The sequence below is a fragment of the Amycolatopsis sp. NPDC051061 genome, from assembly GCF_040682935.1.
Taxonomy (GTDB): domain Bacteria; phylum Actinomycetota; class Actinomycetes; order Mycobacteriales; family Pseudonocardiaceae; genus Amycolatopsis.
Genome location: NZ_JBFBBZ010000100.1, coordinates 1 through 13,737, shown reverse-complemented (window position 1 = coordinate 13,737; position 13,737 = coordinate 1). Strand labels below are relative to the sequence as shown.

Below are 13,737 nucleotides of genomic sequence, written 5' to 3'. Positions count from 1 at the left end.
CCGCCCGCGCCGGCCGGGCCACCCCCGCCCGTGGCCGGTCCGCCGCCGATCCCGGGCTCGCCCGCGCCGCTGCCGCCGCTGGGTTCGCCGCGCACCGAGCGGGAAAGCGTTGTCGCGCTGTTCCTGGTGCACATGTTCCCGATCGGGCACCTGCCGGTGGCCATGGACCGGCCGGCGCTGCAGCTGCCGCTGCCCGAGGACCCGGACGGCTTCCCCCCGAACGACCACCCGGACGCCCGGCTGATCTTCGACGACCAGGCGCTCACCAACGTCACGGCCGGGTTCCGCCGGTCGCCGACCGCGCCGTCGCGGCCGGTGCCGCGGCACTTGACCGACGGCTACGTCCCGTACGCGCGGGCGACGCAGGCGGTGTGGATCCGCCGGTTCGTCGTCGGGCACAGCGAGCTCGGGCCCGAGTACGCGTGGCCGCAGGGCGAGACGTTCCCCGAGGGCGGCGCCGACTGGTCCGAGCCGGTGATGGTGCCGGCCAACACCGTGCTCGACCGCTTCGGCCCGGCGTACGGGCGGGTGTTCTTCGCCGATGGCACGCCGTTCGCGGAACGCTCGCTGCCGCCCGGGATGCTGGACGCCGAGTACCGCCGGTACGTCGTGGTGCGCGCGGTGCCGATGTGGCGCTCGGAGACCGCGAACTGGTTCGGCCAGGTCGGCGGGGGTACCCGGTACCGTGCGCAGCTCGCCGCCGACGAGCTCGTGACCCTCGGCTACCTCGCCGAGGCCAAGGGGGAAGAGGACTGATGAACACCCAGTCGATCCAGCGCTGGCTCGGCGTGCTGGGCGTGCCGCCCGAGGTCGTCTCGCTGGGCGCCGAGGTCGACAACGCCTGGTGCCTGATGCAGGGCGAGGACGAGGCGTGGGAGGTCTTCTGGCGGGAGCAGGGCAACCGCTACGACTGGGCGCGGTTCACCAGCGAGCAGGTCGCGTGCCACTACCTCTTCGGCCGGCTGGCCTGGGCGCAGGTCGCCCGCGGCGCCGTCGGCCTGCTGCCCGGTTCCTGACATTCCCTGAGGGGCACCTTTATGGCCTTCAAAGGCCATAAAGGTGCCCCGCATGGCCTTGTCAGTTCACCGCGTAGGTGAAGATGTGGGCCGCGCCCGCGCCGGTCGACGTCGGCAGGGTGATGCTGCGGACCTGCTTGGCCGGGTCGAGGGCGATCGGGGCCGTCGCGAACAGGTACGACGTGTACGGCCGCGACAGCCGGAACATGTACCGCGGGAACGCCGAGTTCACGTACGGCACCTTCGCGACGACCGTGTTCCCGAACTGTGGCGTCTCCTCACCGCCCTTCAGCAACCACTCCGACAGGCCCAGGGACCCTTGCTGCGACGAGCCGTCGGTGTAGGTGATCGTCACGTCGCCCTGCGCGTCGCCGCCGGTCGCCGAGCCGAGGAACGACAGCTTCGTCGCGCCCGCCGGAGCGTCGACCGCAAGCGTTTGCCCTGAGGCGATCACGTTGTTCGGCGACCCCGCCGGGCTCGACGGCCAGGTGAACTCCCGCACCTTCGCGCCGGGCTTGATGCCGCTCGCGGCCAGGCCCTGCGCGGAGTAGGCGAACTGGCCGGGATAGAGGTCCGTCTCGCCGAAGTCGCCGTACTGGACGAGCCGGTCGTCCGTGACGCCGACGTTCGTGTTCGCCGCGTGCAGCGTCCCCGGCGTTCCGACGGTCACCGGCAGGTACGCGGGCACCTGCTGCCCGCTGAACGTCACCGGCACGCTCGTGTACGCCTCGGGCGTGCCCGGCGCCGCGGTGACGCGAACCTGCTGCGACGCCGAGCCGTTGCGGCCCACGGTGAGCGTCCCGCTCGACGGCGTCACGGTGATTCCGGCCGGCGGCTTCGCCTGCCACGTCACCTTGCCGTGGCCGGTGATGCCCTCGGCGATCACGGTGGCCGTGGTCGCCGAGCCGGGAGCGACGACCACGCGACCCGGGCCGACGCGGCCGCGCACCGGCACTTCGCCGTCGCGGAACGACGGCGGCGCGTCCGAGGCACCCGAACCCCACGACGTCGGCGACGCGCCGAGCGTGAAGTCGAGCCGGCCGCCGTTCACCGCGAACGACTCCGGCAGCCACGGCTTCGTGCTCGCGTGACCGTTCACCTTCAGGCTGTTCACGTACTTCACCGAGCTGGACGCGCCGGGCGCGGTGATCGTGATCCGCTGCCCGGTCGCCCGGGTCAGCGTGATCTTCGGGAACATCGGGCTGGCCAGCACCATCTCGGCGCGACCGGGCGCCTCCGGGTACATGCCGAGCGCGGCGAAGACGTACCACGCCGACGTCGCGCCGAGGTCGTCGTTGCCGGGCAGGCCGTCTTCGGTCGGCTTGAAGAGCAACTCGGCCGAGCGGCGCACGATGTCCTGCGTCTTCGACGGCGCGCCCGCGTAGGCGTACTCCCACGGCACCTCGAACGACGGCTCGTTCGACATGAACGCGTACGGCGAGCTGGCGTCGCTGTTCAGCTTCGTGAAGAAGAAGTCGAGGCGCTTCTTGACGGCGTCGTCGCCGCCCATCGCGTCGAAGAGGCCGCGGACGTTGTAGGGCACCATCCACGTGTACTGCGCCGCGTTTCCTTCCTGGTAGCGCATTTCCTCGTACTTCGCGGGATCGAACGGCGAGAGGAACCGGCCGTCGCGCAGCCGGGTCTGCAGGTAGCCGGTCGCCGGGTTGTAGACGTTCTCCCAGTACTGCGCGCGGGCCATGAACTGCTTGTACGTCTTGGGATCGCCGAGCCGCTTCGCGAGCTGGGCGATGCCGAAGTCCGCTGTGGTGTCTTCGAGCATGTCGGAGACGTTGTTCGGGTGGTAGCCCAGCGCCTGGTAGTCGGAGAGGCCGGGACGCTCGAGCGCGCGTTCACCCGCCTGCTGGACGCGGGTGGCGCCGTTGACCATGGACTTCAGCGCTTGCGACGCGTCGAAGTCCGTGGCGCCGAAGGCGTACGTGCTGGCGATGATCGAGTGGTACGGGTCGCCGCCCATCACGCCCATGAAGTCGTTGTTCTGCGACCAGCGGTCCCAGATCCCGCCGGCCTGGTTCGCCTGGTTGAGCATCGACTGCGCCATGTCGGCGGCCTCGTGCGGGGCGAGCATCGAGAGCAGCTGCACCTCGTCGCGGTAGGTGTCCCAGCCGGAGAAGTTGGCGTACTGCGCGTGGCCGGGTTTAGTGCGGTGGATCGCCTTGTCGAAGCCCGCGTACCGACCGTCCACATCGGAAAAGACGTTCGGCTGCAGGAGCGTGTGGTACAGCGCGGTGTAGAACGTGCGCGTCGCCGCGTCCGTGCCGCCTTCGACGGTGATCTGCCGCAGCCGGTCGTTCCACGTCCGGCGAGCGTTGTTCTTGACGGTGTCGAAGGAGTCGTGCCGCTGCTCGGCGGCGGCGTTGAGCCTCGCCCCGGCCGCGTCCACATAGGACAATCCGACGCGCACCTGGACCGGCTTGGCCGGATCGAACGTCAGGTAGGCGCCGGAGCCGCCCTCGGCGGTGACGACCTGCTTGTCCCACGTCTCCTTGCTGAGGTCGCCGCCGCGGGCGCTGGTGCCGCCGGGGGTCACGGTGGCGTTCTGCCAGGTCCCGGACGTCGTGAACGGCTGGTCGAACGACGCGGTGAAGTAGACCTTGTAGGTGTTGGGGCCGCGGCAGAAGTGGCCGCTGGAGACCCAGCCTTCGACGGTCCGCTTCGCAGGGTCGATCGTCACGGCGGCGTCGTCGCTGCCCATCGCGGACTGTGCGACGTCGATCAGGAGTGTCGCGGGCGAGTTCTTCGGGAAGGTGAAGCGGCCCAGGCCGGAGCGCTGGGTCGCGGTCAGCTCGGTGGTGATGCCGGAGTCCGTCGTCACCTTGTAGTAGCCGGGCGACGCGGATTCGTTGGCGTGGCTGAAGGTGGGGAAGTACCGGGTGGCGTCCACCGTGGGGGACGTGGAGATCTGCCCGGCGAACGGCAGGAACGGGACGTCGCCCGCCGCGCCGCCGCAGCCGGCGCCGTTGAAGTGGGTGAGGCTGAAGCCGCGGAGCTTGTTCTCCTCCCAGGCGTAGCCGCCGTCACGGTCGCGGGCGTAGTACCGGCCCTGCCCGGCGGGCGGCTTGGGCTGCAGGGGAGTGTCGGGGCTCCACTGCACCATGCCGAAGGGGACGTCGGCGCCGGGGAAGGTGTCGCCGGCGTAGGTGTTGGTCTCGGGGGTGTCGCCGGCTTTGGCGCCGACGAATGGGTTGACGTAGGCGGCGAGGTCGGTCTCGTGAGCGGCCGCCGGAGTGGCCGCGATGACCGTGAACAGGGGAATGACCAAAGCCGCGGTGACGACTCTGCGCATGCTCTTCCTCCCGGGGTGAGCGGGACACCTCGGGCTGACAACGTTGTCAGGAAGCAGGGGTGACCCGGCGAGCACCCGGAGTGAACCACCGGTGGTTCAGACCGGTCAAGAAGTGCCCGCCGAGCGGCCTACCCGGTTACCTCTTGAGGATCGCCAGCGCCTCGTCGTGCAGCAGGCCGTTCGTCGACAGCGCGCTGCCGTTGTCGTACCGGCCCGAGCCGTCCAGGTCGCTGAACCGCCCACCGGCCTCGGTGACGATCACCTGCGCCGCCGCGACGTCCCACGGGTTCACGATGCACTCCGCCGCGACGTCCAGCGCGCCTTCCGCCACCAGCACGTGGTGCCAGAAGTCGCCGAACGCGCGGGTCTCCCAGCAGGCGTCCACCAGGTCCAGGTACTTCTCGCGCGAGTGGTACTTCACCCACGAGTTCAGGTCCGTAGTGGACAGATATGCGTCCGAAAGAGACGAAACGCCCGAGACTGACAGCTGACGCGTCCCGGCCGAGTCCGACGAGAACGCCCCGGAGCCCGAGGCGGCCCACCAGCGGCGGCCCAGCAGGGGCGCGCTGATCATGCCGACCACCGGGTCGCCGTCGACCACCAACGCGATCAGGGTCGCCCAAACGGGTACACCCCGCAGGAAGTTCTTGGTGCCGTCGATCGGGTCGAGCACCCACGCGCGGCCGGTCGCCGCGGACCCGCCGCGCTCCTCGCCCAGCACTGCGTCGCCGGGGCGTTCGGAGGCGAGCAAAGCCCGGATCGCGTCCTCGACCGCGGTGTCCGCGTCGGTCACCGGGGTGCGGTCGGGCTTGCGCTCGATCCTCAGGTCCAGGGCGCGGAACCGCGCCGTCGTGATCGCGTCGGCGGCGTCAGCCAGCCGGGTGGCGAGGGCCAGATCATCTCCGTAGCCAGGCACGGTCACGATGGTTTCACGCCCCGCCGCCGTAGAGTTGGCCAGGTGAGCATGGTCCTACTTGCCGAAGACGATCCGGCTATCGCCGAACCGCTCTCCCGCGCCCTCGAACGTGAGGGATACGAGATCCACGTCGTCACCGACGGCCCTTCGGTGCTCGACGCCACCGCCGCCCAGAAAGTCGACCTGCTCGTGCTCGACCTCGGGCTGCCCGGCATGGACGGTCTCGAGGTCTGCCGTCGCCTGCGCGCGAACGGCACCGAGCTGCCCGTCCTGATGCTCACCGCGCGCACCGACGAGGTCGACTTCGTCGTGGGCTTGGACGCGGGCGCCGACGACTACGTCGCCAAGCCGTTCCGGCTCGCCGAGCTGCTCGCCCGGATCCGCGCGCTGCTGCGCCGCCGGGTGCCGGAGGTGCTCGAAGCCGGCGGCGTGCGGATGGACCTCGGCGCGCGGCTGGTCACCGTCGACCTGCACGAGGTGCAGCTGGCGAACAAGGAGTTCGAGCTGCTGCGCGTGCTGATGAGCCGCGCCGGGCAGGTCGTCAGCCGCGACGAGATCCTCGCCGAGGTCTGGAACGACCTCGAGTCGAAGACGTCCAAGACGCTCGACATGCACATGTCGTGGCTGCGGCGGAAGCTCGCCATCGCCGCCGACGAGGCCGCCGGCCGCACCAGCAAGACCCACGACGGCGAGCGGCGGATCGCGACCGTCCGCGGCGTCGGCTTCCGGTTCAACGCCGAATAAGCCGTGCGCCGTCGCATCCTGCTGGCCATCCTGCTGGCCGTCGCGGTCACGGCGGCCGTCCTCGGCATCCCGCTGGGCATCGTGGCGAGCTGGCAGATCGAGTCGAGCTACCGCGAGACACTCGCCGAAAACGCCCGCGCGGCGGCGGCGATCCTCGACACCGAAATCGCCAACGGCCAGGAGATCGACCTCGACCAGGTGCGCGCGGCGGTCCCGGCGAACGGGATCCTCACCGTGCAGGTCCCCAACCAGCAGGAAAAGCGCTACGGCAATGACCCCGGGCCGGACACCGTCACCGAAACGGCCGATCTCGCGCGCGACGGCAAGGTCGCGATCGCCGTCCCGGCCGGCCCGATGCACGAGCGGCAGACGACGGTGACGCTGGTCGTCGTGCTGCTGGTCCTGCTGTCGATCGGCACCGGCGCGGTGGTGGCGATCGCGACGGCGCGGCGGCTGGCGAAGCCCCTGCGGCACGTCGCCGAACGCGCGTCCCGCCTCGGCGGCGGCGACTTCCGGCCCGATCCGAGCCGGTACGGCGTCGGCGAGCTCGACATGGTCGCCGAAGCCCTGGACGCGTCCGGCACCGCGCTCGCCCAGCTCGTGCAGCGGGAACGCCAGCTCGTCGGCGACGTCTCGCACCAGCTGCGCAGCCGGCTGACGGCGTTGCAGCTGCGGCTGGAACCGCTCACCGTGCACCCGGACGAAGAGGTCGCCGACGAGTCGAAGGCGGCCCAGGAACAGGCCGACCGGCTCGCCGAGGCGCTCGACGAGCTGCTGGCGGCGGCCCGCGCGGCCCGCGAGGCCGGCGCGGAACCGGTGGACCTGCCGACGCAGCTGCCGGAAATGGCGCAGGAATGGCGTGAGCTGCTCCGCTCGGAGGGACGCAACCTCCGGATGCGCGTGGCCGACGGATTGTTGGCGCGGGCGACGCCGGGGCGGCTGCGCGAGGTCGTCGGGGTGCTGCTGGACAACGCCCTGCGCCACGGCTCGGGCACGGTCACGGTGGTCGCCCGCCGCGGTGACGCCGAGGGCACGGTGGTGATCGAGGTGAGCGACACGGGATCGGGGGTGCCGGACGAGCTGGCCCCGCACATCTTCGAGCGCGGGTTCTCCGGCGGCGGCTCGACCGGCGTCGGCCTGGCGCTGGCCCGCGCGCTGGTGGAGGCCGACGGCGGCCGCCTGGAGCTGTCGAACCGGCGGCCGGCCGTGTTCAGCCTCTTCCTGAAGGTGCCGCGGCCGAGCGACGTTCCCGAGGTGCGGTGGCCCGCCGAGCGCGTCCCGCGTTAGACGTCGGCCGTGACCCGCAGGACGAACCCGGCTCGCGCGGGCATGCCGAGACTCGTCCACAGTCCCGTCGGATCCGTGGTGGCCAAGGCCATCCGCACGGGCGAAGCGTCTCCCGGGGATAGCTGCCCGGCTTCGAGGACCGCGTGGAGCGCCGCGTCGAGCAGATCGTGTTCGTCCCGGACCGCCCCGGCCCGCGCCGTGACGAGGTAGGAAAGCGCGCAGCGACGAGCCGCGCGCTTCCCTTCCCCCTCGTTTCCCTCCCCGTCGGCGTCGTGCAGCGCGAAGAGGAACAGCTCCACGCTCAGCCCCTGCGGCTCCGTCTGCCAGGCCGGCTTCGGCGGATCGAGCCGGATCCGCGTCCCCGCCGGCAGGCGGGGCCGCAGCAGCCGGCACAGGGCCTCGTCGACCTGGGCGATCATGGGTCAGATCAACCCTTCACGCAGCGCGTACGCCACCGCGTGCGAACGGTTGCGCAGCTGGAACCGGTTGGTCACGTCGTGCAGGATGCTCTTCACCGTCCGCTGCGAATAACACAGCTGGGCGGCGATCTCCTGCGTCGAATACCCCGCCGCGACGAGCCGGAGCACCTCCGTCTCCCGGTTGCTCATCCCGCCCAGGTGCAGGCCTTGCGGCTGGAGCACCTGGCGCTGCAGGCGGGAAACCCGGTTCAGCAGCCGGCCGAGCAGGTCGGGCGGCAGTGCGCCCTCCCCGGCCGCGGCGGCCTTGATCAGCCGGACGAGAACCTCCGGCCCGGCGTCGGCGCGGCGGGCGACCGCGCAGACGCCGTGCTCGACGGCGTTGAGGATCTCGTTGTCGTCGACTTCCCCCGCGACCAGCACGATGCGGGTGAAGCCCTGGTGGTGCAGCGCGGACAGCAGCTGCGTCATCGTCTCGTCGAGCCGGTCGGCGACCAGCAACGCGACCGTCGCGTCGCCCGCCTCGCCGTCCACCACCCGGACCTCGTCACGCGAACGCAGCGCCATGCAGACGCCGTTGTGCAGGATCGGATCCGTGGCGCGGACCACCACCGGCGTCCTCTCGGATTCGAACATCGTCACCCATTCCCCTCGAACGGTGCGAGAGTTCCGCCCCTCACCCTGACCAGAGTGCCCGCCGGAGTGTCCCGGGCGCATGGGACCGGCGTCCCGAAGTTGCCCGGACGGGCTGCCCGTCAGGACCGGCCGAGGCCCGCGTCCCGGGCCCGGACGATCGCTTCGGCGCGGTCGGCGACGTGGAGCTTGGCGAAGACGTTCGAGATGTGGTTACGCACGGTCTTCGGGCTCAAGCACAGGGTGTTCGCGATGACGCCGTTGCTGTGCCCGGCCGCGATCAGCGACAGGACCTCGCGCTCGCGCGCGGTCAGCTCCGGGAACACCGGCTCGCTCGTGGGCGGCGGCTGGTTGAAGAAGCCGAGCACGCGGTTCGCGATGTCCGGGCCGAAGATCGCCTCGCGCCGCGCGACCGCCTGGACGGCGCGGATGATCTCGTCCGGCTCGGCGTCCTTGAGCAGGTAGCCGCGGGCACCGGCGCGCATCGCCGCGAAGACCGACTCGCTTTCGTCGGCCATCGTCAGCATCAGCACGCCGGTGTCCGGGCTCACGGCCGCGATGTGCCGGGTCGCCTGGATCCCGGAGAGGTCGGGCAGGTGCAGGTCCATGACCGCGACGTCCGGGAGCAGCGCGGCCGCGGCGTCGACCGCGGCCGCGCCGCTGGCGGCCTCGCCGACGATCTCGATCCCGGGTTCGGCGTCGAGCAGCGTGCACACGCCGAAGCGGAACAGCGGGTGGTCATCCACGACGAGGACGCGCAGGCTCTTGGCCATCCGGTCACCTCCCCCGTCACCCCCGGTAATGGTAGGGGAACGCGGCCGTATTCTCACCTGCCCAATCGGGGAACGTCAGCGGCGGCCGGCCGAGCACGCGCTCGACGGTGTCGAAGACGACGTGTTCGTGCTCGGCGGACGCTCGCTTCAGCGCGAAGAAGCCGTCGACGGCTTCGGCGGGCCAGCCGTACTTCCGCATCATGCGTTCGCGCGCGGCACTCTGGGGTTCTTCGACGTACTTCACCGGACGGCCGAGGGCGTCGGCGAGGATGGCGACCTGCTGTTCGGTCGTGAGAGCCTCGCCGCCGGTGAGCTCGTAGGTCACGCCTTCGTGCCCGGACGTCGTGAGGGCGAGCGCCGCGACCGCGGCGATGTCCCGGACGTGGACGAGCGCGGACGCCGGGTCGCCCTCGGGGACGTACACGGCGTTCTCGTCGCGGATCGTTTCGCGCCAGGCGAACCGGTTGTCCATGAACGCGCCGGGCCGCAGGATCGTCCACGCCGGCCCGGCTTCGCGGACCGCCTGCTCGGCTTCGGCGTGGGCGCGGGTGATCGGATCCGTCTGTCCGAAGTGGACACCGGTGGTGGACAGCTTGACGAGGTGGGTGGCGCCGGCCCGGGCGGCGGCTCGCGCGACCGCCGCCTCACGGCCGGCGCTGTGGCCCTGCGTCAGCACGAACACGCGGTCCGCGCCGTCGAGGAGCGCGGGCAGGTCCGCGGTGTCGAGGTCGGCCTGGACGACTTCGGCGCGCGGATCGATGCGGGCCTTGGCCGGGTCGCGGGTCAGGGCGCGGACGGCGGCACCGGCGTCGAGCAGGGCGGGGACGAGGGCGCGGCCGACCTTGCCGGTGGCGCCGAGGACGAAGATCATGGTGGGTTCTCCTTAGCGGTGGAGGGGACGTGCGGGAGCGCGAACGCCGTGACGAGGGCGAGCGCGAGCACCGGCAGCAGGGCGAGGAAGACGCCGTGGGTGCCGGCGTTGTAAGCGAAGCCGAGCGCGACCGGGCCGAGGCTCGAGCCGAGTGCGCGGGCGAGGTTGACGCCGGCGGCGACGGCACCGCGATCCGCCGGTGGTGCGGTGCTCTGCGTGGCCACGGCGAGGACCTGCAGGTTCAGCCCGGCGGCGAGGCCGAAGACGACCAGGCAGCCGAGGACGAGCGGCAGGGCGTCCAGGGTGAGCAGGCCGAGCACCGCGAGCAGGCCGAGCGCCATGCTCAGCCGCGGCGCCCAGCGGTAGGCGCCGGTGCGGGCGATGATCTTGCTCGCGATTACGGAGGAAAGCGCCACGGCGAGCGTCATCGGGACCAGCCGCAGCCCGCCTTCCGCCGGGCCGGCGTCGGCCTGCAGGAGGACCGCGATGTAGTTGATCGAGCCGAGGAACGCGAACCCGGCGAGCACGCTGAGCACGACGGACACGCTGAACGTGCGGTCTTTGAAGAGACGTAGTGGCAGCACGGGAGCTTCGGCTTTGCGCTCGGTGAAGACGAACGCGACGGCCGCCGCCGCGCCGAGGCCGATCGACCACGGCGTGAGCAGGGTGAACCCGGTGATCGCCCCGCCGAGCAGGACGACGCCAGCGAAGTCGAAGGGCGCTTCACGTCGTCGTCTCGGCAGGTCGAGTTGGGTGAGGAGGGCGAGGGCGAGGAGTCCGAGCGGCAGGTTGACCAGGAAGATCGACCGCCACCCGGTCAGCCCGGTGAGCACACCGCCGACGACCGGGCCGGCGAGCGACGCGACGGCGAAGCAGATCGAGAACCACCCGAAGTACTTCGCGCCTTCGCGAGGCGTGAACATTTCGCCGAGCGAAGCGCCGACGGAGACGAAGAGACCGCCGGAGCCGGCGCCCTGCAGCACGCGCCCGGCGATCAAGAGCGGTGCCGAAGGAGCCAGGCCGCAGGCGAGCGAACCGAGCAGGAACAGGGCGAGCGCGCCCAGGAGCACGCGTTTGCGGCCGAAGACGTCGCCGAGCTTGCCGTAGAGGGGAGCGGTGACGCTCCCGGCGAGCAGGTAGGCGGTGGTGACCCAGGCGTAGGAGCCGGTCCCGCCGAACTCGGTGGCGATCCGGGGGAGCGCGGTGGCGACGACCTGGGCGTCGAGCATCGCGAGGAAGACGGACAGGAACAGGCCGGCGAGGGCCGGCTTTTGAGCGCGTTTCAGCGCGGTCGTACTCAAGAGAAGTCCTTGTTTCGTCAGAAGGGACGAGAGATGCGGACGCGGGGAAAACGCGTCCCGTCGAGTCGGGAAAAGGCTCCATCGTCACCCGCGGACGGGTGCGACCTCTTCGCGCTCGGAAACCACCTCGAATCGTCCCGCTCGCCCGGCCGAACCCGGACGGCGTCCTCACGAAGGAACACTGACGTGGATGACTTTAGACAACTACATGTCAGAAGACAAGTACTTTCCTGGAGCTCGGCTCAGTGCAGGCGGGTGACGTCGCCGGTGTCCCGCCGGCGCTCGCCCAGCTCGTCCGGGAAGACCCACTTCTTGAAGCCCCAGAAGCGGAAGACCATCGCCAGCAGCATGCCGATGATCGACCCGCTCGCGAAGTCCGCGACCTCCTGCACCAGCCGCGTCACGTGGGGGACCTCCAGGTCCAGCACGTACCGCGAGACGTACAGCGGGATCAGGTTCACCACCACTGCGATGCCGCTGATCACGAAGAACAACGTGGCTTCGTGCGCCCGTTCGCGGCCGCCGCGGGTGCGGAACGACCACTCGCGGTTGAGGATGTAGGACACGATGGTCGCGACGATGATCGCGATCGCCTTGGCGGTGGTCGGCTTCGACTCCAGCACGGACAGCTTGAGGAAGTACCAGACGCCGTTGTCGACGAAGAACGTCGTGCCGCCCACGATCGCGAACTTCAGCAGCTCCCGGTGCTTGATCAGCACCGAACGCAGTGGTTCGGGCGTGCGCTTGAGCACGGTTTCCACAACGGTCACGCCGTGCAGTCTAGAAGCACACGGCGTTTACTCGTGGTCAGGCGGCCTTGCGGTCCTGAATGTCCGGATCCTCCGCGACCTGGTCCACCCCGCGCGCGTCCTCGTCGGGGAAGACCCACTTCTTGAACGCCCACCACCGGAACACCGTGCCCAGCAGGGTCCCGATGATGATGCCGCTGACGAAGTCGGCCACCTCGACGCCGAACGGCGACAGCTGCGGTGCCTGCAGGTCCAGCACGTACCGCGAGAACCACTGCGGCAGTGCGTTCAGGCCCAGCGCGATGCCGCTGATCAGGAAGAACAACGCGGCTTCGTGGGTCCGCTCCCGGCCGCCGCGGGCGCGGAACGACCACTCGCGGTTGGCGACGTAGGAGAAGATCGTCGCGACGAGGACGCCGACGATCAGCGCCGTGACCGGGTGGGTCCGCAGCACGGTGAACTTCAGGCCGTAGTTGACGGACATGGTGATCACGAAGCTGATCCCGCCGACGACGGCGAAGCGGAGGAGCTCGCGATGCTTCTTCAGCAGCTCGCGCACCGCGCGGACGCTACCCGGTCAGCCAGCCGAATCCCTTCTCGGGGGTGACGGTCGGCCGCTGGTCGCCCGGCTTCGTGCTCGGGCGCGGCGGCGCGCTCGTCGTGGTCGTCGACGTCGGCGGCTCGGTCGTCGGCTCGGTCTTCGTCGTGGTCGCCGGCGGCGTGGACGACGGCTTCGGCGAAGTCGGCGTCGGCTTCGTGGGCGTGGTCGACGGAGTGGTCGTCGGCGGCCGCGGGTCCGGGCCGCACCAGTGGTGGTAGCAGCCGAAGTCCACGGTCACCGGCTCGGCCGACGCCTTGCCGAGCTTGGCGTTGATCGTCACGCGCCCGTCGTCGGGACGGCCCTTCAGCCGCACCCACAGGTTGACGTGCTGGCCGGGCGCCAGCGCGCTCTTCGTCGTACAGGTCGCGCCCTCGCCGGACGGCGTGCACGGGAAGCCGCGCAGGCTCCACCACTGCCACAGCGGGTGGTCGAAGGTGACCGTGACCGGCTTGGTCGTCTCGCCGGTGTTGCGGACCCGCACGTAGACCAGCGGGTTGCGGGTCCACGGGAACGCCGAGAGCCCGTCGCCCTGCGCTTCCAGGACCACCGCCTCCTGCGGCTGCTTCACGGTGACCTTGACGCTCACCGCGACGTTGATCTGCACGCCGGCGGTGACCGACCCGGTGACCGTGCCGCCTTCGGCGTCGTCGTCGGCCTGGAGGTGGAAGTTCAGCGTCGCGCTCTGGCCGGGCTGGAGGCCGGCGCCGGTCTTGCACGTCACCACGCCCTCGCCGCCCGGGCAGTTCACCGAGATCGGGGCGCCGTCCTGCGCGAACGCCATCGGCGCGCCGCCACCGGCGGCGTCGACCGCGTGCACCCCCGGCGGCAGCTTCAGCGCGACCGCCACGGGCTCGGACAGGGTCCCGCCGTCGTTGCGCACGGTGATGGGCAGGTTCGTCGCGGCGCCGGGACTGAGCTCGACGCCCTCCGGCGGGGTCGTCGCGGACATCGACGCCGGTGCCGGGGCGGGCGGCGCCGGCGGCGGCGGTGCGGGCGCGGGCGGCTCGACCGGCGGGGGAGCCGGCTCGACGGGCGGGGCCGGGGGCGGTGCCGGCGGCGCGGGCGGCTGCGGCGGTGCGGGCGGGGCCGGCGGCTGCGGTTTCGGGGCGGGCGGGTTGACGGGCTG

The 13,737-nt window shown here is 71.2% G+C and carries 13 protein-coding genes and 1 pseudogene; 4 read left to right on the top strand and 10 right to left on the bottom strand.

Features of this window, described 5'->3' with window-relative positions:
- Nucleotides 1-756: TNT domain-containing protein (locus AB0N03_RS51315; RefSeq protein WP_364388709.1), on the top strand; the 756-nt coding region annotated here is incomplete at its 5' end.
- The gene (locus tag AB0N03_RS51310; protein ID WP_003105220.1) at nt 756-1,016 is read left to right on the top strand and encodes a hypothetical protein; all 261 of its coding nucleotides are present in this window, start codon (nt 756-758) and stop codon (nt 1,014-1,016) included. The genes AB0N03_RS51315 and AB0N03_RS51310, both read left to right, overlap by 1 nt.
- Before the next feature lie 61 nt (nt 1,017-1,077).
- On the opposite strand, the gene AB0N03_RS51305 is transcribed toward AB0N03_RS51310, so the two are convergent.
- Together AB0N03_RS51305 and hisN are read right to left on the bottom strand one after the other, a co-directional pair.
- Entirely contained in the window at nt 1,078-4,320 is a 3,243-nt protein-coding gene (locus tag AB0N03_RS51305; protein ID WP_364388707.1) for a GH92 family glycosyl hydrolase, read from the bottom strand.
- A 136-nt stretch (nt 4,321-4,456) separates the two neighbouring features.
- Complete coding sequence (hisN, locus tag AB0N03_RS51300; RefSeq protein WP_364388705.1) at nt 4,457-5,242, bottom strand: histidinol-phosphatase; 786 nt, start codon at nt 5,240-5,242, stop codon at nt 4,457-4,459.
- 42 nt (nt 5,243-5,284) lie between these two features.
- Between hisN and AB0N03_RS51295 the strand changes: the two genes are divergently transcribed.
- Together AB0N03_RS51295 and AB0N03_RS51290 are read left to right on the top strand one after the other, a co-directional pair.
- Nucleotides 5,285-5,980, top strand: coding sequence for a response regulator transcription factor (locus tag AB0N03_RS51295; RefSeq protein ID WP_284748517.1), 696 nt, complete (start codon nt 5,285-5,287; stop codon nt 5,978-5,980).
- A 3-nt stretch (nt 5,981-5,983) separates the two neighbouring features.
- Nucleotides 5,984-7,267 carry an ATP-binding protein gene (locus AB0N03_RS51290; RefSeq protein ID WP_364388703.1) on the top strand — a complete coding sequence of 428 codons (1,284 nt, stop codon included), beginning with the start codon at nt 5,984-5,986 and terminating at the stop codon, nt 7,265-7,267.
- On the opposite strand, the gene AB0N03_RS51285 is transcribed toward AB0N03_RS51290, so the two are convergent.
- From AB0N03_RS51285 to AB0N03_RS51250, 8 genes and pseudogenes are all read right to left on the bottom strand, one after another.
- Nucleotides 7,264-7,686 (bottom strand): Pvc16 family protein, encoded by a 423-nt coding sequence (locus AB0N03_RS51285; RefSeq protein WP_364388701.1) that lies wholly within the window; start codon nt 7,684-7,686, stop codon nt 7,264-7,266. The two genes, AB0N03_RS51290 and AB0N03_RS51285, sit on opposite strands and share 4 nt — an antisense overlap.
- A gap of 3 nt (nt 7,687-7,689) precedes the next feature.
- The gene (locus AB0N03_RS51280) at nt 7,690-8,319 is read right to left on the bottom strand and encodes a response regulator transcription factor (RefSeq protein ID WP_364388711.1); all 630 of its coding nucleotides are present in this window, start codon (nt 8,317-8,319) and stop codon (nt 7,690-7,692) included.
- Nucleotides 8,320-8,438: 119 nt separating this feature from the next.
- Nucleotides 8,439-9,089 (bottom strand): response regulator transcription factor, encoded by a 651-nt coding sequence (locus AB0N03_RS51275; protein ID WP_364388699.1) that lies wholly within the window; start codon nt 9,087-9,089, stop codon nt 8,439-8,441.
- A gap of 16 nt (nt 9,090-9,105) precedes the next feature.
- Complete coding sequence (locus tag AB0N03_RS51270) at nt 9,106-9,960, bottom strand: NAD(P)H-binding protein (RefSeq protein ID WP_364388697.1); 855 nt, start codon at nt 9,958-9,960, stop codon at nt 9,106-9,108.
- Entirely contained in the window at nt 9,957-11,261 is a 1,305-nt protein-coding gene (locus AB0N03_RS51265) for an MFS transporter (protein ID WP_364388695.1), read from the bottom strand. Before AB0N03_RS51265 ends, AB0N03_RS51270 begins: the two co-directional genes overlap by 4 nt.
- 242 nt (nt 11,262-11,503) lie before the next feature.
- Nucleotides 11,504-12,031 carry a GtrA family protein gene (locus AB0N03_RS51260; protein ID WP_364388693.1) on the bottom strand — a complete coding sequence of 176 codons (528 nt, stop codon included), beginning with the start codon at nt 12,029-12,031 and terminating at the stop codon, nt 11,504-11,506.
- 37 nt (nt 12,032-12,068) lie between these two features.
- On the bottom strand, nt 12,069-12,569 hold the full coding sequence (locus tag AB0N03_RS51255; protein WP_364388690.1) for a GtrA family protein: 501 nt from the start codon (nt 12,567-12,569) through the stop codon (nt 12,069-12,071).
- 10 nt (nt 12,570-12,579) lie between these two features.
- A pseudogene (locus AB0N03_RS51250) lies at nt 12,580-13,737 on the bottom strand (RNA polymerase subunit sigma); the annotation flags it as partial.

Coding starts and splice junctions, on each gene's coding strand:
- AB0N03_RS51310 (WP_003105220.1), top strand. CDS start 756: ATGAACACCCAGTCGATCCAGCGCTGGCTCGGCGTGCTGGGCGTGCCG.
- AB0N03_RS51305 (WP_364388707.1), bottom strand. CDS start 4,320: ATGCGCAGAGTCGTCACCGCGGCTTTGGTCATTCCCCTGTTCACGGTC.
- AB0N03_RS51295 (WP_284748517.1), top strand. CDS start 5,285: ATGGTCCTACTTGCCGAAGACGATCCGGCTATCGCCGAACCGCTCTCC.
- AB0N03_RS51285 (WP_364388701.1), bottom strand. CDS start 7,686: ATGATCGCCCAGGTCGACGAGGCCCTGTGCCGGCTGCTGCGGCCCCGC.
- AB0N03_RS51280 (WP_364388711.1), bottom strand. CDS start 8,319: ATGTTCGAATCCGAGAGGACGCCGGTGGTGGTCCGCGCCACGGATCCG.
- AB0N03_RS51275 (WP_364388699.1), bottom strand. CDS start 9,089: ATGGCCAAGAGCCTGCGCGTCCTCGTCGTGGATGACCACCCGCTGTTC.
- AB0N03_RS51270 (WP_364388697.1), bottom strand. CDS start 9,960: ATGATCTTCGTCCTCGGCGCCACCGGCAAGGTCGGCCGCGCCCTCGTC.